Below are 19,781 nucleotides of genomic sequence, written 5' to 3'. Positions count from 1 at the left end.
TTGAACGTAAAAATTGAACGTGTTAGCAAGGACATACAGAAAACTAAGGATAAAATCAATGAGTTTCAAACGAAGCTCCGAGAACTGGAAAAGCAGAAAACCGAGCTGGAAAATCTGGAAATCGTGGACGCGGTGCGCGGCATGGATATTTCCCTGACCGACCTTGCCGACCTGCTGAAAGCAGCAAAGGCAGGCGGCGCCACTTCGGGCCAACTTGGCCCGAAGTCCGCAGTACCCGCCCAAACTGAAAAGGAGGAAATCGAAGAATGAAGAAATTTCGTATGATGGCGGTGCTATGCGCCGCTTTTTTAATGGCATTTTCCTTTAGCACTGTGGCCTATGCCAGCGGCGGTGAGGAAACCCCGGAAGTAACGGAATCTCCGGCGACTTCTGAAACAACCAGCGACCCCAATCCCTTTACCCCAGCCGGAACGGGAACCGTAGTCAATACCGCCACGGACGAGGATGGCAAGCAGTTTTACACCATCACCACCCCGGACGAAAATGTATTCTATCTTGTCATTGACCTTCAGCGGGAAACGGACAATGTATATTTTCTGAACGCCGTGACGGAAAAAGACCTGCTGGCCCTTGCGGAGAAATCCGAGGATACCGAGGAAAATGAAACCGCCGTTGTATCCACTCCCGAACCGGAAAGCGATTCTGAAACGGATATAAGCTCTGAAACTTCTTTAGAAACCTCTACGGAGCCGGAGCAAAAAAGCAATACTACAATGCTCCTGTTTGTGCTGACGGTTGTAGTGATTGGCGGCGGGGCCGGATATTACTTTAAGATTTACCGCCCGAAGCAGGAACAGACCGCTTTGACCGAGGACGAATTTGACGAATACGAAGCCGACCCCTACGACGAGCAGGAGGACGATACCCCGCCGTGGGAAGTAGACGGGGAGGCTTCGGATACTGGGGAGGACGAGGACGTATGAATTTCACCAACAGCCCCTATGAAAAAATGATGAAAGAAAAGCCCTGCCCCTGCCGCCCGGCTCCAGCGCACAAGCCGCCGAAAGGCTCTCCCTGCCGGGATTGTAGTTATTGGAACGGCTCTGTCTGCGTGGGCGTTTGCTACCGAGATTTGATTTTGCCGCAAAGGGAGGGAACTTCGGGCCAACTTGGCCCGAAGTCGGACAAATGAGTACCGATTCCCGCGAACTGACCCGCCGGGAACGTGCCGCAATCCGCAGACTGGTAACGGGAATGTGCGCCAACTATGACCCGGAATATGGCTGTCTGCCGCTGGATTGTGAGTGCTATATGCTCAATAAATGGTGGACGGGCGCAGACTGCAAGTATTTTCAAAAGGCCGTACTTCCACTTGACCCGGTACTGGAAGCCGATTTAGCCGGAACCCCTGCGGTGCTTTCCCGTAAGACCTGCCCGGTCTGCGGTGCGGTCTATCTTCCTGTCACCAGTCAGGTCTATTGCTCCGAAGCCTGCCGCCGGAAAGGAAAACGCGAAGCAGACCGCCGCCGCCAACAGCGGCACAGGCGCAAAACAGGGGGTAAGGTGTCACGAAGTTTGCTTGAAAAAGCCTTGATTTCCGGGGCTTTCCGGCTCCGGTTTCAAGGAAAAGGGATCTATGCTTCCTGCCCCCACTTTTTGAGGGTAACAGCGTGACATTTCCATGTATGAGAACGGAGGGAAAAATGAGCGATAACGTAAAAGGATATGAAATCAAACGGGCCATTGCCTTTGAGAATGACCGGGGTTTTACTCTTGGGGAAAATCCGCAGGCGGTACAGCCCTTTGCCACATGGCAGTTTACCGAGGACGCAAGCGGCAGGCGCGATTATTATTGGGGGCACTATACCACCGATAAAGCCGCCGCCACAAGGGATTATGAGAACCGTGTTTCCGAATATCAGCATGACTACCGCATATCCGAAAAATCGGCTTACCGGTATTATTCTACACAAAGGCCGGTGGATATTGGCACATTCCCCAAAACGGAGAACGGCCCGTTATACTTTGTGAACTTTGATAAGCGGGACAGTGTGGAACAGGGCCGCTTTCTGGCATGGGGCTATCTTGTATATGACGCACCTCTGACAGAAAAGCAGATGGCCGATTATGAGCTTCGGGCGGCTCCCGGCAATCCCGACAGAAAAGCCCCCTTGCGGGAACCGGGAGAAAGCAAATCCATTGCCGCACGGCTAGCAGAGGGGACAAAACAGGCCGCACGGGACAACGCCACCCGTCCCGCTTCCGAAAGAAGCATAGAGAAAGACAGGTAATCACTTCGGGCCAACTTGGCCCGAAGTCACAAAAAGGAGGTTTTTTGAGAATGGAAAAGGATAACTATTTGAAAAATGCGGAGCTTTCCACGGAACAGAATTATAACATGATTGATGGGATTCCGAATAATGCCCCTCTGCCTGTTGTGCAGGCCATGCCGGAGGAAAGGCCGAAAGACCGGGTAAAGGAGCCGCCGGCAAAGCGCAGAAGCCGGGAACGGGAAGAACGGTGAGCCGCCCCAAACGCAGGCGGGGCGTTCCCCTTTATGTTTGGGTCAGTGATGACGAATACGCCGCCATTCAGGAGCGTATGGCGCAGGCCGGAACACAGAATTTAAGCGCCTATATCCGCAAAATGGCCCTCAATGGATATGTGCTGAACGTTGACCTTGCCCCTGTCCGGGAGCTGGTTTCCCTGCAACGCAGATGTGCCAACAATCTGAATCAGGTTGCCATTCATGCCAACACCTACGGTGTTTATCCGTCCGAAATTGCCGCCCTGCAAAAAGATTATACCGAGCTATGGGGCCGGGTTTCAGAGGTACTCAAACAGCTTACGGCGATAGTGGAGCTATAAGGAAAGCGGGGAGCGTTGGCACAATGCCGCCGCTCCCCGCTTTTGCTCTATCCTCAATTATTCCTTTACCATATCCGCTATGTAGGTAATGACTTCTTCTGGCGTTGGCTGTTCTCCTTTGTGGGGAATGGACTTCCAGAACGCCTGCGCCTGTGGGTCAGGACTTTTCATTGCTTCCTGTATCGCAATTTCAATTTCCTGGCGTACAGCCCTCTCGCTGATTCCCTTTTGCTTGGCAAGTTTTTTCAGTGCCTTTTTTGCTTTTGCAGTATCCATTTTGTTCTCTCCTTTTTCGTAGTATGTGCAAGATGTCTAATTAGATTACTTAGAGCTTACATCTTAATTCTACTTAGTACATACTATATATGTCAATGATGTGGAGTGTTACACAGGAAGGAGGGGCTTTCATGGAGTATGGAACCATTCGCATAAAGCTGGACGAACTGATTGAACAGCAGGGTATCAGCAAAAATAAATTGAGCCACAAAGCGGAAATGCAGCGCACCCAAATCAACAATTACTGCAACAATAATATCACCCGACTGGATATTGATGTTCTGGCCCGGATATGTACGGTGCTGGATTGTGAGATTGGCGACCTGCTGGAATTTGTACCGCCGGACAATAAAAAATAAGAGAAAAAGAACGCAGACGCGACAGTCCCTGACAGGCTGTCGCGTCTTTTACATAATCCACTTCGGGCCAACTTGTCCCGAAGTCCCGGGACAAGATCGGTGCGGCCTCGACAACATTGTTGCACCCTGCCCGAAATGGTAAAATATAGGTAGGATACAACAAGAAAGCAACTCAATGAAAGGAGCATTTTTATGAAGTTTATCAAGCTGATATTTAAGATTATCGCCGCGCCGTTTGTGGTTTTGCTGACGATAGTAACACCCATGATTGAATTTGTGTTCTGCTATGCCGCCGCTTTCTTACAGGTAGTTTCCGGGATAGGCGTTCTTATCAGCATTGCCCTGCTGATAAGCGGCGAGAAGCTGGGCTTCGGCGTGTTCCTGTTCCTGTCATTTTTAATTTCTCCCCTTGGGATTCCCGGCATTGCGGAATACCTCATTGACGGATTGCACAGCCTGAACAATTCGCTCCGTTTTTTTATTGTAAGCTAATAGTAGAATAACAGAACTGTCGGGCAACTTCGGGTCAACTTGGCCCGAAGTTGTTTTTTCGAGGAAAGGAGGAACCGGACATGGCAACCACCCGCCTTATGACCCGTCACACTGGAAGCGGCATGACCATTATGGAAACCCTAAAGGACGGTTTTGACTACGGGAAAAATCCAGATAAGACCCGCAACGGCGATTTAATTCTTGCCTATGAATGTGACCCCGCCACGGCTGACGCAGAATTTTTACTATCCAAAGCAAAGTACAAAGCTATTACAGGGCGGGAGCAAAAACGGGAGAATGATGTGCTATATTACCAAATCCGGCAGTCGTTCCCGCCCGGTGAAACAGACCCGGAAACCGCTCTTAAAATCAGCTATGACCTTGCCATGCGCTGGACGAAAGGCCGACACGCCTTTTTCGTGGTTTCCCATGCTGACCGTCCCCACCCTCATTGCCATATTTACTACAATTCTACCTCGCTGGACTGCACCCGGAAATTCCGGGATTTTATCGGTTCAGCCCGTGCGGTGCGGCGGCTCTCCGACCGGATATGCCTTGAAAACGGATTGTCTGTTATCACCAATCCGAAACGCCACAGCAAGGGAAAATTCAAGCACTACGGGGAATGGCTGGGCGGTCATAAGCCGCCTACCTTTCAAGAGAAATTAAAGGTGCAGATTGATATTTGCCTTGCAACCAAGCCGCCGGATATGGAAACCTTTTTACAGGCAATGGCGGCGGCTGGCTATGAAATCAAGCAGGGGCGCGGCGGCACAATCAGCTTTCGGGCAGAGGGGCAGGAACGCTTTACCCGGCTCCGTGCTTCTACGCTTGGCAAGGGCTACGGGCAGGAGGATATACAAGCGGCGATTGATGGAAAAGCCGCTCCGCAGGAACGGCGCAAGGTCAATCTGATTGTGGATATTCAATCCCGTATGAAAGCCGGAAAAGGCCCGGCCTATGAACGCTGGGCAAAGGTATTCAACCTCAAGCAGATGGCGGCAGCCTTACAGTATTTGCAGGAAAATGGTTTGCTGGAATATGCGGATTTAGAGCAAAAGACCGCAGAGCTTACCGACCGTTTCCATACACTTTCAGACAGCATAAAAACCACCGAGGCCGCTCTACATATCAATGCAGAGCTAAAGGCGGCGGTGGTAGATTATGCGAAAGCCAGGCCTGTGTTTGAGGGATACAAGGCGGCGAAGTATAGCCGGAAATATCTTGCGGAGCATGAAGCCGATATTGCCGCCTACCGGGCGGCGCAGGACACGTTCCGGCGTTTGCTGTCCGGGGCGAAGCTCCCCAAAATGGATACGCTGAAAGCAGAATTTCAGCGGTTGTCGGCTGACAAGAAAAAGGCTTATCGGGAGTACCGGGAAACCAAAAAGGCCATGCAGGAAATTGTAACAATGAAAAGCAATATTGACCATCTGCTCGGCCTGACGGACGCGCAGAAAAATAAGGAAATGGAGCGATAGCGACATGACGTAACATGAGGTGCGAAGCAATCACCTCGGGCCAACTTGGCCCGATTGCGCAGTATCCATAAGAAAGTAACTCACCCAACATAAAAACAATGAGATAGACAGCCAACAGACTACAAATGTATATTTAATAATCAGAGTGGTTTTGAATCATATCTATGAAGGAGTTCACAGTGGGATTATTCAAATTTTTAGACGTTAAAAGCTGAACATTTAGGCTGCCAATATCCTTTGCTGGAAATGTTTGAATACCGCTTGCCTCTGGTAATACGTTTTGGGGCAACAAAGAGATTCCCATTCCTAACGATACAGCTTTAATGATTCCTTCAACCGTATCGTATTGAATGATATCTGGTTGTCGGTTAGTGTTTCTTATTACCCAAGTTTCAAGCAAATTGCGATAGGGACAGCCGCAGATATTTGTAACAACAATCGGCTGATATGGGATATCACCAACTTTCATATTTTGTGGAGTAATAAACACAAGTTCCTCCTGAAATGAAAATACAGATTCCAACCTAGGGTGATTAAATTCTGAATTTACAAAGGCACAATCTAAATCACCGTCTGCCACGGACTGTATTAGATTGATTTGTGTATCTGTGAAAACAGATAAGTTCACTTGCGGATATTGTTTTTTAAAAACAGACAACCATAAAGGCAATCTGTGTGCGGAGAGTGTTTGTGTTGCCCCGATTCGTAGTGTCGGCAAACTTTTTATAAAGCTATTTTTAGCATTATCCAATAAGCTGATAACTTGATCTGCATAGGATAATAATTGTTTTCCATCATCAGTAAGGGAAACCCCTTTACTATGACGAATAAACAATTCTGTTCCTAACTCTTCTTCAAGATTATGAATATGGGCTGTTACATTCGATTGAACATATCCCATTTTTTCTGCGGCTCTTGAAACAGATTTTTCATAAGCCACTTCTCTAAAAATGCGTAACTCTAAGCTTTCCATTTTGATTCCTCTCATCATTCATACAGATAGGTCGTATCATTACTAACTATTATACATTATTTTGTTCAAAAGGTATAATGAACCTATAAACATACGGAAAGGAAGAATGAATTTATGGATATTTATAATAAAGTGATTATAGTAACGGGAGGTGGCACAGGTATAGGGAAAGCTGCCTGCAAGAAACTTGCTGAAAAAGGTGCCAAAATCGTTTTGAATTATAACCATTCAAAGCAAGAGGCGATTGATACAGCAAATGAGCTTAAAACTATTGGTGCTGAAGTTTTGCTTCTTCAAGCAAACGTATCCCAAGATAATGAGGTTCGTGAAATGGTGCAAAAGACGTTATCTCATTTTGGAAATATTCATTTTTTAATTAACAATGCGAGCATAACGAAACAGATTGAATTGTCAAACTTAGAAGCAGTAACCGATGATATTTGGAGCAATCTACTTGATGTAAATTTAAAAGGGATGTTTTATTGCGCACGCGCAGTTGCTCCTATCATAAAACAAAACAAAGTAGGCTCTATTTTGAATATGGGAAGTATTGCCGGAATTACCGGCTCTGGTTCTTCTCTTCCATATGCCGTATCAAAGGCGGCTGTTCACGGCTTGACGAAATCGTTGGCACATGCTCTTGCTCCAGAAATACGTGTTAATTGCGTGGCACCTGCCGCGGTATCTACCCGCTGGTGGACAGGAGAAGAAGAAAAAATGAAAAGATTAAGCGGACACCTCCCGTTGCAACGTATATCCACCCCCGAAGATATTGCGGATTTAATCTGTGCCATACTCACACAGGATTCAATGACTGGGCAAATTATTAGTCCAAATAATGGCATGATCATAGTGTAAATATCAGTATAACTTCTATACCTATAAAAAATAGCAGATACAAAAAGCTATCGGCCAATAGTTAATTTCTCTACTGCTATGAGGTGCGAAGCAGCCACTTCGGGCCAAATTGGCCCGAAGTTAAACAAGGAATGAGCGACAGCGAATGACGCAACTTTAACCGGGTTTGGGGTGGCTACCCCAACAAGCAATTTTTTAGTTTTCCCGTCAGGGAAAATCTCAAAAATGTGCAAGTGTCAATACACTTGCACTGCTTGCCGGTTAGCATAACCTCCGTTAATGAGAGCTACACAAGGAACTGCTTAATCAGTTTTGTTAAGCTTGTTAGGCCAACTCCTTGACATTTTGTGTGGTTCTGATATAATAGTAACAGATGTTGCGCAACATCTGTTTCCGTTCATATTCATTATTAAAAAGCAATTTTTTCAATGATAAATATTCATTTAGGAGGACTTTATATGCCGCCAAAGCCATTAACTAATAAGGAAGCAATTTTGAGGGCTGCTATTTCTATAGTACGCGAACAGGGCATGGAGGGGATAAACGCAAGAAGTATTGCTTCCGTATTGAACTGCTCAACCAAACCTTTATTCCGCGTTTATGAAAATATGGAAGCACTAAAACAAGATGTCATTACTCAACTCAATATATATTATAACACTTTCATGGAAGCCCGAATGAGTAATGATAACCGCCTCCTAATGCAAGGAATTGCTTACATTGAATTTGCCAGACAAGAAAAAAATATATTTAATACCCTTTTTATGAACAAAGCTTGTGCGGGGAAAAGTATTAAAGATATTCTTGATGCTGATTGGAACCAACTTTCAATTCTAAATGCAAAGGAAATAACGGGCCTTAGTCTGGAAAACGCACGAAATTTATTTAGGGATGTGTGGCTTTATTCACATGGTATTGCAACTCAAATTGTATCAGACGATATTGACTTGCCATATGAGGAAGTAATTACGCTTATTAAAAATGCTTTTCACCGATTTGCTTTAGTAATAGAGGACAAAGAACATAAGTGATACTCCTATTATCTAACCCAACGCAAATCAAATAATCAATTCATTATTAACAGCTTTTATGAAAGGACAAAATCGTTATGCTAAAAAGTAAAATCCGAACTCAAGAGGAAACCAAAAAATATTTAAGCGAATTAAAAGATTGGCTTGATGGGGTAAAGAATGTTCCTGTGGAAGAAATGGCGAATTTTTTCGCTAATAGGATTAGTGAATATAATAATGTTCATTTAAAAAACTGGGGCGAGGAATACGCTCATATTGCAGATTTCTTTGATGATGGTTTGAAAACATTACTTGATATTGGTTGTGGCACAGGTTTGGAGCTTGAATCAATGTATAAGAGATTTCCCGAAGTCAGGGTTACAGGTATTGATTTGTCTGAATCTATGCTTGACAAGTTGCGAGAAAACTATGGTGATAAAAACATTGAAATAATCAATGCGGACTATTTTGAATACCCGTTTGAGGAAAACAAGTTTGACGCTGCTATGTCTTTTGAAACACTTCATCATTTTAAATATGAAAAAAAGCAACTGATTTATAATAAACTTTATCAGACGATAAAAGCTGGTGGATATTATATAGAATGTGACTATATTGCCTGTTGCGATGAAGAGGAAGCGCTTTGTCTTGAGGGATACGAATATAGGCGCAAGCAAAATAATATACCCGAAGATATGTTTATACATATTGATATTCCACTGACATTGGAACATCAATTTGAGCTTATGAAAAATGCCGGTTTTAAAACTGTTGAGGTTTTGTATCAAAATTGTGGAACGGTAATTATTAGAGCAGAAAAATAGTAACTGATGAAATGATGTAGGGGGTGATAATGATTGAAGTTCAATGGTTACTATGTCCTATATGTGGTAATAAAACAAGACTGAAAATTAGAGAAGATACGAAACTCGAAAACTTCCCCCTATACTGTCCCAAATGCAAACAAGAATCTCTAATCAATGTGCGACAACTGAATATGTCAGTTATCAAAGAGCCAGACGCAAAGACGCAGAGCCGATAATCAATGAGTACACATCTCTTGATTATCGGCTCTTTTCATACAACAATTTTCTGCTATACGATTGCTGACAAATTTAACAGACATACAAAGCCGTCATTTTCCGTTTTAAATACCGGAAAGAGTATATCTGTAATTCTTCTTAATCTGGCGGCTTTGGGATAAGGAGGTTTTTATGTGCCCCAAAGCGTTTTTTTCTCTGAGAGAAACGCCGCCATATTGTGACGGTTTAATATAGCAGAAAAAATTCATTTACATAGTTTTAAAATATTATATCAACTAATGGGCGGCTATTGCGCCCATTTTTTGTTCGACACCTTTCGCGCTAATTTGCGTAAAGGTGTTTTTTTGTACCCTTTTTTCACTGACAACGTATGGGACAAGCTTTGTCACTTCGGGCCAACTTGGCCCGAAGTCCGACCCCGCTGTCGTTCCCCTCCCGCTCCGTTTCGATTCACTATTCCCTAAAAAATCGAAATGGAGGAACGCCCTATGGCTAAAATCAATCTGCGGGATTTTTACCCGTTTTATAATTCCGACTTCTTTGTTGAAATACCCGATGTAATCAAGGACGCTTTGCTGGAAGCGGAACGTTTGGAGAAAAACTACATTCGCCGCCGCTTCTATAACAAAGCCCACTATTCGCTGGACGCTGGCGACGGAATCGAAAAGGATATTCTTTTCGTATCCCTTTCTCCCTGTGAGATTTACGAACGCAAAATCACAGCCGAACAGTTACACTCCGCGATCGCTTCCCTGCCGGACAAGCAAGGAAAACGGATTTACGCTCATTACATACTCGGCATGAGTAAATCCGATATTGCACGAGCAGAGGGTGTAAATGAAAAAGCAGTCCGGGTTGCTATTGAGAAAGGATTGAAAAGCATGGAGGAATTTTTGAAAAAATCTTGATTTCCAGTTCCGAATTTGTCCTCTAAATCACATGGCTATTAGAAGGAATTTTTCTCCCTCTGCTGTTCTTTGACAACTGAATACCGATAACCCGGATACGTTCAATCAAGAGGGAGCCAGGCCGCAGGGTACGCCAAGACCGCCCGTTGAAAGGGGGAAAACCCAAACGGAGCGTGAGCGATTCCTACTAACTGTGACAAGGCAGATGTGGCAATCTGCCCGGCGAAAATCTTTTGATTGATACAATGATACTTACGGTTTGAACGCTTCACAGCATTGACCGTCGCGCCATCAGCATGGGGCGGGGTGAAATTCCCATGAGGGCGGTTGCCGCCGCCCGTCCGGATTATCGTTTTTTATATAAAGGGAGTGCCACGCCGCTTTTTCTGTCTTACGACAAGCCGACTTATAACGGCGCGGCATACTCCCGATTGATGAATGGAGTTTTACTATGGATAAGGAATTACAGTCATTGCTATATCAGCAATGGAGCAACGGCGCTTGCCGTGGCTATGTCATTCGGGCTATGGAAAACTGTGATTTCAGCCCGGACGATATAAAGCGTGTGGTTTCAGAGCTTCACTATGTTTTCGATACTTGCGGCATAGAGGAAGCGGAAACCCACTATCAGAACAGCCCTTATTGACTTCGGGCCAACTTGGCCCGAAGTATGAGGCAAGATTAACAGCCATCACTTTTGCTGATAAAAATGGTGGCTGTTTGTGTTTTCTCATAGGACAATCAGAGCATTTCATATACATGGAAAGGAGGGGGCGATTGTGATTGAAGAAACGTATCCCAATTTCAGAGTTGGCAAGCGTGGACATAGAAGCAGTAAACAAAGAGGATTTAGTTGATGTGAGCGGCTTCACCTTTGATACGACTGTACCGCAGGAACAACGTGCGGCGAAAGTCATAGCGGCGGTTAAAAATCCCTATTGTTTTCGTGTGGGCGATATGGGCGTAAAACTGGAATTTCCAGAGAACGCTCCACCCTTACAAGATGTGTTTGCCGACTTCCTCAAACGTAAGAAAAGCGGCCTGTAAACTGGCTTTACAGGCCGTGACAACATTGTTTGCATTACGCTGAAATGGTATAATATAAGTGTAATGTGATAGGAAGGAGGACACATGGCACGAACAAAAAACAGGGGCTTTGAGGAAAAAATATCCGCTCCTCAAAATATCCGCTGGAAACTTGGCCAATATATCCGCTTATCCAAAGAGGACATAAACCGTGGAAAGGATAAAGACGACAGCAACAGCGTTACCAATCAAAAGGCTTTGCTTGATGATTACTATAGGCAGAACATAGACGAGTTTGAAAGCGTTCAGCCGCCTTATGTGGACGACGGGTACACCGGAACAGACACCAACCGGGACAGCTTTCAAAAACTGCTTTCCGACATATACGCCAAAAAGGTAAACTGTGTTATCGTCAAAGACCTCTCCCGCCTATCCCGTAACTATACGGACGCAGGGAGCTTGATTGAAAATCTGTTTGTACAGATGAATGTACGGTTTATCAGCTTGGCAGAGGGTATTGACAGTTATTTGAACCCGGACAGTATTTCTAATCTCATTGTGCCGATTACCAATGTTATCAACGACAACTTCTGCTATCAGACTTCAAAGAAGATACGGCAGGTTTTTGATATGAAGCGGCGCAATGGTGAGTTTATCGGCGGCTTTGCGGCTTATGGCTATACGAAAAACCCAAAGGACAAAAACGCTTTAATTGTTGACGAAGAAGCCGCTGAGATTGTAAAAAACATTTATGAGTGGTTTCTGGACGGTATGAGTAAAAATGCTATTGTACACAATCTCAATGACCGTGGCATTTTGTGTCCGTCCGAATACAAAAAAAGCAAGGGCTTAAACTATCAAAATCCGAGCGGTTCGGAAAGACCCTTATGGAGTTCAAAAACCGTAAGCGACATTTTGAAAAACCGCCTTTATGTAGGGGACATGGTACAAGGCCGCCAGCGTGTGAAAAGCTATAAGATACATACGCAGGAACAGGTTCCCGAAAATGAATGGTACATTGTGGAGAATACCCATGAGCCAATCATAGAACGGCCTATCTTTGAAAAAGTGCAGGAGTTGCTAAAGCGTGACACCCGCACCGCACCGCAGAAAAAGAAACTCTATCTGTTCAGTGGCTTTCTCCGTTGTGCCGATTGTGGTAAGGCTATGAGCCGCAGTCAAGTAAAAGGCACGGTGTACTATTTCTGCCGCACCTACAAAGACCAGTCAAAAACAGCCTGCACCAAACATTCCGTGAAGCATAACCGGCTGGAAGCGGCTGTCCTGTATGCCATTCAGCAACAGGTATATCTTGCAGTACACTATGCAAATACTTTAGAATACATCAGCACCGCACCGCTTCAAAAAAGCCAGTCCATACGGATTGAAGCATTGATAGACGCAAAAAAAAAGGAATGCTCCAAAATCATGCGTTACAAGCAATCCATTTATCAGGATTGGAAAGACGGAGAAATTACCCACAGCGACTATCGCCATATGAGCGAAGATTACGAACGGCAAATAGCCGCTTTAGGCGAAGTTTTGAAGAACCTCCATGCAGAGCGTGAGGAATTGCAAAACGGTATTACCGCTGAAAGCCCTTGCTTAGTAGTTTTCAAGAAGTTTGAAAATATCGACAAACTGACAAGAGAGGTTTTAGTTGAGCTTGTAGACCATATCAAGGTACATGAGAACGGTAACATCAGTGTGAAGTTTAAATTCGCTGACGAACTACGCCGGATAATGGAATACATAGAAATCAACACTCAATCCGAAGCGGTTTAACAGACCGCTAATAAAAAGGCAGTTTGTTTTCCTAATATTACCGGGTCAACTGGGCCTACCGGACCTATCGGAATTACCGGTGATACTGGGCCGACCGGACCTATCGGGCTTACTGGCGATACCGGGCCGACCGGACCCACCGGGCCTATCGGGCTTACCGGTGATACCGGCCCTACCGGCCCTACCGGACCTACCGGTGATACCGGGCCGACTGGACCTACTGGGCCGACCGGACCCACCGGGCTTACTGGTGATACCGGACCGACTGGACCTATCGGACTTACCGGTGATACTGGGCCGACCGGACCCATCGGACTTACCGGCGATACCGGACCTACTGGACCTATCGGGCTTACTGGCGATACCGGACCGACCGGACCGACTGGACCTATCGGACTTACCGGTGATACCGGGCCGACCGGACCGACTGGACCTATCGGTCTTACCGGCGATACCGGCCCTACCGGGCCTATCGGGCTTACCGGTGATACCGGGCCGACCGGACCTACCGGTCTTACCGGTGATACTGGGCCGACTGGGCCTATCGGACTTACCGGTGATACTGGGCCGACCGGACCGACTGGACCTACCGGACTTACTGGTGATACTGGACCGACCGGACCTACCGGTGATACCGGGCCGACTGGACCTACTGGGCCGACCGGGCTTACTGGCGATACCGGGCCGACCGGACCCACCGGGCCTATCGGGCTTACCGGTGATACCGGCCCTACCGGACCTACCGGTGATACCGGGCCGACTGGACCTACTGGGCCGACCGGACCCATCGGACTTACCGGCGTTACCGGACCGACTGGACCTATCGGGCTTACTGGTGATACCGGACCGACCGGACCTACTGGACCTATCGGACTTACCGGTGATACTGGGCCGACCGGACCCATCGGACTTACCGGCGATACCGGACCGACTGGACCTATCGGACTTACCGGCGATACTGGACCGACCGGGCCTATCGGGCTTACCGGTGATACTGGACCGACCGGACCTATCGGACTTACCGGTGATACTGGACCGACCGGACCTATCGGACTTACCGGTGATACTGGGCCGACCGGACTTACCGGTGATACCGGGCCGACCGGACCTATCGGACTTACTGGCGATACCGGACCCACCGGACCTATCGGACTTACCGGCGATACCGGACCCACCGGGCCTATCGGGCTTACCGGTGATACTGGGCCCACCGGACCCATCGGACTTACCGGTGATACCGGGCCTACCGGACCTATCGGACTTACTGGCGATACCGGACCCACCGGACCTATCGGACTTACCGGTGATACCGGACCTACCGGGCCTATCGGGCTTACCGGTGATACCGGGCCGACCGGACCTATCGGGCTTACTGGTGATACCGGACCGACTGGCCCTATCGGACTTACCGGCGATACCGGACCTACTGGGCCGACCGGGCCGACTGGGCCGACCGGACCGGCCGGACTTATCGGACTTACCGGCGATACCGGACCGACCGGACCGGCTGGCCTTGCATCAGGATATATCATTCCGTTTGCGACAGGTAATGCAAATGCAACTCCTGCCACAAACTCTTCTGGTGCATCATCCGCTATTTCTTTAACCGGTTATGGTGAAAGTGCAACAACGTTAACCCTGACATCTGATACCACCTTTTCCATTAATACAGCGGATGGATGGTATACCTTTACAATGCCAACCGATGGAACACTTCAGACTATTTATGCAAATTTTGCTACAGTTGCTGCATTTACGCCAACTACTAATATAACATTATATGTAGCAATAGCAACCGCCCCATCCAACAGCGCTGATTATACAATTATTACCAGTACCCTTACGCCGGCAACTCAGGCCTATACGCAGGGTACTCCCTATGATGCTTATGTAACCAGGGAAGGCTCGTCCACCGGACTGAATATACCGCTTACAGCAGGTACTCAGGTTGCAATTGTGTTAGGATTTACTACCAGCGGCGGTACGCAGGCACAAAGTTTGCCTTTCTTCTATTCAGGAGGTCTGTTTATACAATAAAAACAGGCAGATAAAAAGATTCTATTCTTTTAGAATGCTATAATATAAATTAAGCAATGGGAGTGTTGCGAAATGATATGAAATCTTTATGATTTCATATCAGGAGCAATACTCCCATTTTAAAGGGTATATCAAACAGTCTTGGCTTCTTTTTACACTTTTACACAAGTTCCTACTGAGCCAGTACCTTTTTCCCGGCCTTGGTCTTGGCCATGTCCTCATCTTCTTTTCCAATGAGCTTTTTCATTCCTTCAAAAGCAACAATCACACCGAGGATAAGAAGGAGAACGGCAAACACAAGCTGCAGCGCATTTCCAAATACAAACTGTCCGGAAAGTGCTGTGATCAATTCCTTAATCTTTAATCCAAGTGCTGTAAAGGTCACTCCCAGCATAATGACCATTGGCCCCCATAGCATAAATCCCTGACGGTTGGTTTTCTTTAAGTATACGGCACAGGCTATCAAAGCCAGTGCAGACAACAGCTGGTTGGCTGAACCAAATAGCGGCCAGATGCTGGCATATCCGGCCCTGGACAAGGCATAACAGAGCAGCAGGGTAAGGATGGTAGAAACATATTTATTTGTCAGAAACTTGTTTAATGAACTTATTTTCTCCGGTTCCAAGGAATCATCCGTAAAGAATTCCTGAAATGCAATACGTCCCACACGGGCCACAGAATCCAGACTGGTCAGGGCAAACGCAGATATGGACAGGGTAATGAGCGTATAACACACTGATTCCGGCAAACCCAGGCTTGTTAAGAAAACGGCAATGGCCCTGGCAAAGAGCTGGGGCGGTGTGCCTGCCGGAAGCCCTTCCTTGGTTGCTATAAATCCGGCTGCAATCAGCGCTGTAATTGCCAGCAGACTTTCCAGCAGCATGGCACCGAAGGAAACCGGCAAAATGTTTTTCTCATTTTTGATCTGCTTTGATGCGGTTCCTGAGGCTACCAGAGAATGAAACCCGGATACGGCTCCGCAGGCAATGGTAACAAACAGGGTCGGAAACAGATATGATACGCTGCCATTGGTACCAGTCCGTTGAAACCCGGTAAAAGATGGCAGATTCATAGAAGGATTGTATACCAGGATCCCCAAAACAGCACCCACGATCATAGCGATGAGCAGATAACTGTTCAGATAATCGCGAGGCTGTAAAAGTGCCCATACCGGCGTAACGCAGGCAACCAACACATATAAGAATACAAAAATCAGCCAGGTATTCTGAGGTACATAAACCGGAAAGGCAAGACCAAGTCCAACAGCTAACATAAGAAATACTATGGCAGTTAGCGTATTTACTGTTTTTCCGAATTTTGTGTATTTTAGAAAATATCCCAAAGCCACGGCAAATGCAATGAACAGCAGGGAAGTCGTGGCAACGGCTCCGTTTGCCGGGATCGCTGAACCATCGGCAGAAAATCCGTTAAAAGTTCCAGCCACAATGTCAGCAAATGCAGCGACTACCAGAATGGAAAACAGCCAGGTAAACAAGAGGAATAACTGCTTTCCCAGTTTTCCTATGTAAAGTTCAATGATGTATCCAATGGATCGCCCTTTGTTCTTTACCGAAGCATACATGGAGGAAAAATCCTGTACCGCTCCAAAGAAAACACCGCCTAGGAGGATCCAGAGCATAACCGGCAGCCATCCAAACATAGCAGCCTGTATAGGACCGTTGATAGGGCCTGCACCTGCAATCGATGCAAACTGATGTCCGAAAACAACATTGGTATCAGCAGGAACATAATCCACGCCATCCTCCATTTCAAAAGCAGGAGTCTTCGCTTTCGGATCGATCCCCCATGTCCTGGCAAGATATCTGCCATAAATTAAATAGGCGCCGCCTAATACCGCAACGGCCAGCAGCATCATTGTTAAACCATTCATACTCTCTCTCCTTCTTCAATTTCATTGGAATTTCCATTCCCCAAACAATCGGTAAATCGAAAAAACGCCCCTGCATCATAAGATGCAGAGACGAATCAATCAATCCGCGTTACCACTCTGTTTGCTGCGAAGACGCAGCCACTTCAATCTGCCGCCTGTCGGGCCGCAGCTCTTCGTTAACGGAAAGATCCCGTCCTTACCTAATCGTATTTCCTGTCGGGAAAACTTTCAGTTCGGAACTCCTGGGGGAGATCACGCTCTTTCCTCTGCGCCCATTCCACCAACCGGGCTGCTCTCTGTAAAGGAATGTGGGATGAAGCCATGATATGTCCCAATCATCATTTTTTCGATATAACTCTTGTTGAAGAGCAGTGTATCACTTTACTTATTGAAAATCAAGAAATTTTAACGTTTTCTTTATACCTAATATCCATGGCTTTCATAACCTGAGGTTATACAAAAGGCGTTCCGGTTTGAAACTGTTATAATACCCCCATGTTTCTCTATTTTTACTACCGGGTGCTTCCTGAAATAATCCAAAGCGAGCTGGGGAACCTCCTTACCAATGCGCTTTAAGACCCGGCATTCCTTGTATACCTCATAGCCTCCGGTACCGCTGGCCCGGTAATCGCTCATGCAAAGGCTTAGGGTGCGGCCTGCAAGAGGCTCTCCCTGATACAGAATCCTTTTCACCCGGTTTCCCACAGGTTCCTTTAAGTCCATTTCATAGGTAATACCGGAAAAATAGTCATAATTATAATGTTCCACCTTTGGCTTTAAAAATGCGTCTGATATCGTTATCTCCCCATCCCTTAGGGCAAAATATTCGGCGCACCGCTCCAAAGCCTTCTTAAGGGATTTCTCATTGACTTCAAGGACCACAAGAGTATTGGAAAACGGGTATACCCGTACCAGATCCCGCATGGTCACATGATCCGGCAGGCTGATGGGCGAGTTTCCCAGGCCAACACAGGAGATATCAGCTCCTGAATATTCCAGCTGGACCTGATTGAAAAAATCTGCTATGGCAGACCCGTTAAGAGCCATCTCAACCTTATTTTTTTCCGGAACCGGCTCTATTAAGCGGCCGATGTCCACATCCAGCCATTCCTGTACGGCCTCCTCCAAAGGAAGCAGGGATTCATACGGTTCCTTCCCATGGACCCCCCCGGCCGGACAGATGGCAGACTTCACTGAAACCCTTCCGTCTTCCACCTTTATATCCACACAGGCATACTGCAGGGCATTGGGAGCAAGCTGCAGAGTATGAGTTCCAAAAAGCTCTTTTCCGGGAACAGACATGTGCTGATGGGCAGTTAAAAGGATGTCATAATCCAGTTCTCTTAAAATGCGGCAGCCCACATTTTCCCCTGTTGTACTTAAAACCGCTCCGTTGTCAAGATCACACTCATAGCCGCCGTGATAGATGCATACAGTAACATCCGCCTGGCTCTTTAACTGCAGCAGTTCCTCCGAAGCTGCTTCAAACGCATCGGTGATCCGGATTTTTTCTAAGTGCTCCGGCTGTTCCCAAACGTTTACATAATCCGTCACTATTCCTGTCACTCCCAGACGGAGCCCATTTTCAAGGACAAAAATGTGGCTCCTTGATATCCGGGCCTTCCCTTCCAAGTCCCTGGCATTGGCACAGAGGCATACCCCCTGAAGGGCCTGAAAGTACTCTGCAAGGCGGTTATAGCCGAAGTTAAAATCATGGTTGCCCGGCACAACGGCATCGTAGCCTGCGGCGTTGTATACCTTTGCTATGGGATCCATATCCGGGACAGCTTCTTTCCGGGAAGCCATGTAGGTTGCCAGTGGAGCGCCCTGAAGGGAATCTCCTCCGTCAAAAACAAGGGTATTTCCATCCTTTTTAAAGTTGGAGATACAATTTAAAAGGCCCATGGGCCGCTCTTCCCTGTCCCCGTAAGAGGTAGGAAATAAGTAACCGTGTACATCTGAGGTGTAATAAATTTTTGCCTGTTTCTCCAACTGATCACCCCCTGGCCAGCTTTACGCGGATTTTTGTGGATATGTATTCCACCGCAAGAACCAGAACTACCAGACCTACTAAAATCGCTCCCGCCTCGTTCCAGCGGTAGGAATTCATAGCAAAAATCAGGGGTGCACCGATGCCTCCGGCTCCCACCAGTCCCAGAACTGTTGCGTCTCTTAAATTAATATCAAACCGGTAGATCACCGTTGATGCGAAGTTTGGAATCAGCTGAGGCAGGATCCCATACCGTATCTTCAGAAATGTATTGCAGCCGCAGGCATCTAAGGATTCCAAAATCCTGGTATCCAAGTCTTCTATTGCTTCAATATACATTTTTGATACCATGCCAATGGAGCAGACAGACATGGTCAAAAGGCCGGTAAATGCGCCGGGCCCGCTGACCCGGATAAACATCAGGCCATAGACAAAGGCCGGAATGGTCCTCACTGCCATAATTACCAGGCGGCTTATATAGGCAATGGGAGCAGGCATTAAATTGGAAGCCGATAAAAAAGACAAGGGAATGGCAAGAAATGCCCCCACAAGGGTTCCTAAAAACGCAATACAGACTGTTTCCAAAAGAAGGTATGGAACTCCCTGTACGGTAAAGTTAAACAGCAGCTTCGTGTCGGGATGAAAGATCCCGTATAAAATATTCCCGGCGATTTTAAGCCCGCCAAGGCCGCCTCCTGAAAAATCCACGGCAGAACCGGACCATAAAACAAGAGCCAGTACGATGATAGTGGCAGTGATTCGGTAAACCGTGCTTCTTGGGCGCTCTTCATATGCTTTTTCAATCTGTTTATTCATCTGTCAG

General features: G+C 46.8%; 22 protein-coding genes and 1 pseudogene. 18 read left to right on the top strand and 5 right to left on the bottom strand.

All coding sequences use genetic code 11. The features are described 5' to 3' along the window. The 6 genes and pseudogenes from CLOSA_RS01530 to CLOSA_RS01500 all read left to right on the top strand — a co-directional run bounded on the left by CLOSA_RS01530 (position 1) and on the right by CLOSA_RS01500 (position 2,829). The gene (locus CLOSA_RS01530; protein ID WP_013271028.1) at positions 1 to 270 is read left to right on the top strand and encodes a DUF4315 family protein; all 270 of its coding nucleotides are present in this window, start codon (positions 1 to 3) and stop codon (positions 268 to 270) included. Beyond that, the gene (locus tag CLOSA_RS01525) at positions 267 to 944 is read left to right on the top strand and encodes a DUF4366 domain-containing protein (RefSeq protein WP_013271027.1); all 678 of its coding nucleotides are present in this window, start codon (positions 267 to 269) and stop codon (positions 942 to 944) included. Before CLOSA_RS01530 ends, CLOSA_RS01525 begins: the two co-directional genes overlap by 4 nt. Before the next feature lie 205 nt (positions 945 to 1,149). After that, positions 1,150 to 1,521 (top strand): annotated as a pseudogene (locus tag CLOSA_RS01515) (cysteine-rich VLP protein); the annotation flags it as partial. 143 nt (positions 1,522 to 1,664) lie between these two features. Continuing rightward, positions 1,665 to 2,252, top strand: a complete 588-nt coding sequence (locus tag CLOSA_RS01510) for a defense against restriction DarA-related protein (RefSeq protein ID WP_013271024.1) — start codon at positions 1,665 to 1,667, stop codon at positions 2,250 to 2,252. A gap of 50 nt (positions 2,253 to 2,302) precedes the next feature. Further along, positions 2,303 to 2,485: a DUF4316 domain-containing protein gene (locus CLOSA_RS01505; RefSeq protein ID WP_013271023.1), complete on the top strand. Its 183-nt coding sequence runs from the start codon at positions 2,303 to 2,305 to the stop codon at positions 2,483 to 2,485. Then, on the top strand, positions 2,482 to 2,829 hold the full coding sequence (locus tag CLOSA_RS01500; RefSeq protein ID WP_013271022.1) for a plasmid mobilization protein: 348 nt from the start codon (positions 2,482 to 2,484) through the stop codon (positions 2,827 to 2,829). The genes CLOSA_RS01505 and CLOSA_RS01500 overlap by 4 nt, the downstream gene beginning before the upstream one ends. A gap of 57 nt (positions 2,830 to 2,886) precedes the next feature. On the opposite strand, the gene CLOSA_RS01495 is transcribed toward CLOSA_RS01500, so the two are convergent. Next, positions 2,887 to 3,105 (bottom strand): hypothetical protein, encoded by a 219-nt coding sequence (locus CLOSA_RS01495; RefSeq protein WP_013271021.1) that lies wholly within the window; start codon positions 3,103 to 3,105, stop codon positions 2,887 to 2,889. A gap of 131 nt (positions 3,106 to 3,236) precedes the next feature. On the opposite strand from CLOSA_RS01495, the gene CLOSA_RS01490 reads away from it, so the two are divergent. The 3 genes from CLOSA_RS01490 (at position 3,237) to CLOSA_RS01480 (ending at position 5,437) form a co-directional block, all read left to right on the top strand. After that, positions 3,237 to 3,464: a helix-turn-helix domain-containing protein gene (locus CLOSA_RS01490; protein WP_013271020.1), complete on the top strand. Its 228-nt coding sequence runs from the start codon at positions 3,237 to 3,239 to the stop codon at positions 3,462 to 3,464. A gap of 192 nt (positions 3,465 to 3,656) precedes the next feature. Continuing rightward, positions 3,657 to 3,956: a CD1845 family protein gene (locus CLOSA_RS01485; RefSeq protein ID WP_013271019.1), complete on the top strand. Its 300-nt coding sequence runs from the start codon at positions 3,657 to 3,659 to the stop codon at positions 3,954 to 3,956. A gap of 80 nt (positions 3,957 to 4,036) precedes the next feature. Next, positions 4,037 to 5,437, top strand: a complete 1,401-nt coding sequence (locus CLOSA_RS01480; RefSeq protein WP_013271018.1) for a relaxase/mobilization nuclease domain-containing protein — start codon at positions 4,037 to 4,039, stop codon at positions 5,435 to 5,437. A 133-nt stretch (positions 5,438 to 5,570) separates the two neighbouring features. Here CLOSA_RS01480 and CLOSA_RS01475 read toward each other — a convergent pair whose 3' ends face one another. After that, positions 5,571 to 6,410 (bottom strand): LysR family transcriptional regulator, encoded by an 840-nt coding sequence (locus CLOSA_RS01475; RefSeq protein ID WP_013271017.1) that lies wholly within the window; start codon positions 6,408 to 6,410, stop codon positions 5,571 to 5,573. A 114-nt stretch (positions 6,411 to 6,524) separates the two neighbouring features. Here CLOSA_RS01475 and CLOSA_RS01470 point away from each other — a divergent pair, with 114 nt between their 5' ends. From CLOSA_RS01470 to CLOSA_RS22510, 9 genes are all read left to right on the top strand, one after another. After that, on the top strand, positions 6,525 to 7,268 hold the full coding sequence (locus CLOSA_RS01470; RefSeq protein ID WP_013271016.1) for an SDR family NAD(P)-dependent oxidoreductase: 744 nt from the start codon (positions 6,525 to 6,527) through the stop codon (positions 7,266 to 7,268). A 458-nt stretch (positions 7,269 to 7,726) separates the two neighbouring features. Then, positions 7,727 to 8,299, top strand: a complete 573-nt coding sequence (locus CLOSA_RS01465) for a TetR/AcrR family transcriptional regulator (RefSeq protein WP_013271015.1) — start codon at positions 7,727 to 7,729, stop codon at positions 8,297 to 8,299. 77 nt (positions 8,300 to 8,376) lie between these two features. After that, entirely contained in the window at positions 8,377 to 9,102 is a 726-nt protein-coding gene (locus CLOSA_RS01460) for a class I SAM-dependent methyltransferase (RefSeq protein WP_013271014.1), read from the top strand. Between the two features lie 29 nt (positions 9,103 to 9,131). Then, positions 9,132 to 9,320 carry a cysteine-rich KTR domain-containing protein gene (locus tag CLOSA_RS01455; protein WP_013271013.1) on the top strand — a complete coding sequence of 63 codons (189 nt, stop codon included), beginning with the start codon at positions 9,132 to 9,134 and terminating at the stop codon, positions 9,318 to 9,320. Between the two features lie 489 nt (positions 9,321 to 9,809). Beyond that, on the top strand, positions 9,810 to 10,229 hold the full coding sequence (locus tag CLOSA_RS01450) for an RNA polymerase sigma factor (RefSeq protein WP_013271012.1): 420 nt from the start codon (positions 9,810 to 9,812) through the stop codon (positions 10,227 to 10,229). A 451-nt stretch (positions 10,230 to 10,680) separates the two neighbouring features. Beyond that, positions 10,681 to 10,875: a hypothetical protein gene (locus CLOSA_RS01445; protein ID WP_013271011.1), complete on the top strand. Its 195-nt coding sequence runs from the start codon at positions 10,681 to 10,683 to the stop codon at positions 10,873 to 10,875. 137 nt (positions 10,876 to 11,012) lie between these two features. Next, positions 11,013 to 11,276 carry a DUF6870 family protein gene (locus tag CLOSA_RS01440; protein WP_010723032.1) on the top strand — a complete coding sequence of 88 codons (264 nt, stop codon included), beginning with the start codon at positions 11,013 to 11,015 and terminating at the stop codon, positions 11,274 to 11,276. Between the two features lie 84 nt (positions 11,277 to 11,360). Next, positions 11,361 to 13,040 (top strand): recombinase family protein, encoded by a 1,680-nt coding sequence (locus CLOSA_RS01435; RefSeq protein ID WP_013271010.1) that lies wholly within the window; start codon positions 11,361 to 11,363, stop codon positions 13,038 to 13,040. Positions 13,041 to 14,735: 1,695 nt separating this feature from the next. After that, complete coding sequence (locus CLOSA_RS22510) at positions 14,736 to 15,077, top strand: hypothetical protein (RefSeq protein ID WP_013271008.1); 342 nt, start codon at positions 14,736 to 14,738, stop codon at positions 15,075 to 15,077. Positions 15,078 to 15,249: 172 nt separating this feature from the next. Here CLOSA_RS22510 and CLOSA_RS01420 read toward each other — a convergent pair whose 3' ends face one another. The 3 genes from CLOSA_RS01420 to phnE all read right to left on the bottom strand — a co-directional run bounded on the left by CLOSA_RS01420 (position 15,250) and on the right by phnE (position 19,774). Continuing rightward, on the bottom strand, positions 15,250 to 16,968 hold the full coding sequence (locus CLOSA_RS01420; protein ID WP_013271007.1) for a carbon starvation CstA family protein: 1,719 nt from the start codon (positions 16,966 to 16,968) through the stop codon (positions 15,250 to 15,252). A 423-nt stretch (positions 16,969 to 17,391) separates the two neighbouring features. Further along, positions 17,392 to 18,960 (bottom strand): bifunctional metallophosphatase/5'-nucleotidase, encoded by a 1,569-nt coding sequence (locus tag CLOSA_RS01415; protein ID WP_013271006.1) that lies wholly within the window; start codon positions 18,958 to 18,960, stop codon positions 17,392 to 17,394. Between the two features lie 4 nt (positions 18,961 to 18,964). Continuing rightward, complete coding sequence (phnE, locus tag CLOSA_RS01410; protein WP_013271005.1) at positions 18,965 to 19,774, bottom strand: phosphonate ABC transporter, permease protein PhnE; 810 nt, start codon at positions 19,772 to 19,774, stop codon at positions 18,965 to 18,967. Positions 19,775 to 19,781 lie beyond the last annotated feature (7 nt).

The sequence above is a fragment of the [Clostridium] saccharolyticum WM1 genome (assembly GCF_000144625.1).
Taxonomy (GTDB): domain Bacteria; phylum Bacillota; class Clostridia; order Lachnospirales; family Lachnospiraceae; genus Lacrimispora; species Lacrimispora saccharolytica.
This window is presented reverse-complemented; position numbering and strand designations above follow the sequence as displayed.

Coding starts and splice junctions, on each gene's coding strand:
- CLOSA_RS01525 (WP_013271027.1), top strand. CDS start 267: ATGAAGAAATTTCGTATGATGGCGGTGCTATGCGCCGCTTTTTTAATG.
- CLOSA_RS01510 (WP_013271024.1), top strand. CDS start 1,665: ATGAGCGATAACGTAAAAGGATATGAAATCAAACGGGCCATTGCCTTT.
- CLOSA_RS01505 (WP_013271023.1), top strand. CDS start 2,303: ATGGAAAAGGATAACTATTTGAAAAATGCGGAGCTTTCCACGGAACAG.
- CLOSA_RS01495 (WP_013271021.1), bottom strand. CDS start 3,105: ATGGATACTGCAAAAGCAAAAAAGGCACTGAAAAAACTTGCCAAGCAA.
- CLOSA_RS01490 (WP_013271020.1), top strand. CDS start 3,237: ATGGAGTATGGAACCATTCGCATAAAGCTGGACGAACTGATTGAACAG.
- CLOSA_RS01485 (WP_013271019.1), top strand. CDS start 3,657: ATGAAGTTTATCAAGCTGATATTTAAGATTATCGCCGCGCCGTTTGTG.
- CLOSA_RS01480 (WP_013271018.1), top strand. CDS start 4,037: ATGGCAACCACCCGCCTTATGACCCGTCACACTGGAAGCGGCATGACC.
- CLOSA_RS01475 (WP_013271017.1), bottom strand. CDS start 6,410: ATGGAAAGCTTAGAGTTACGCATTTTTAGAGAAGTGGCTTATGAAAAA.
- CLOSA_RS01470 (WP_013271016.1), top strand. CDS start 6,525: ATGGATATTTATAATAAAGTGATTATAGTAACGGGAGGTGGCACAGGT.
- CLOSA_RS01465 (WP_013271015.1), top strand. CDS start 7,727: ATGCCGCCAAAGCCATTAACTAATAAGGAAGCAATTTTGAGGGCTGCT.
- CLOSA_RS01460 (WP_013271014.1), top strand. CDS start 8,377: ATGCTAAAAAGTAAAATCCGAACTCAAGAGGAAACCAAAAAATATTTA.
- CLOSA_RS01455 (WP_013271013.1), top strand. CDS start 9,132: ATGATTGAAGTTCAATGGTTACTATGTCCTATATGTGGTAATAAAACA.
- CLOSA_RS01450 (WP_013271012.1), top strand. CDS start 9,810: ATGGCTAAAATCAATCTGCGGGATTTTTACCCGTTTTATAATTCCGAC.
- CLOSA_RS01445 (WP_013271011.1), top strand. CDS start 10,681: ATGGATAAGGAATTACAGTCATTGCTATATCAGCAATGGAGCAACGGC.
- CLOSA_RS01435 (WP_013271010.1), top strand. CDS start 11,361: ATGGCACGAACAAAAAACAGGGGCTTTGAGGAAAAAATATCCGCTCCT.
- CLOSA_RS22510 (WP_013271008.1), top strand. CDS start 14,736: ATGCCAACCGATGGAACACTTCAGACTATTTATGCAAATTTTGCTACA.
- CLOSA_RS01420 (WP_013271007.1), bottom strand. CDS start 16,968: ATGAATGGTTTAACAATGATGCTGCTGGCCGTTGCGGTATTAGGCGGC.
- phnE (WP_013271005.1), bottom strand. CDS start 19,774: ATGAATAAACAGATTGAAAAAGCATATGAAGAGCGCCCAAGAAGCACG.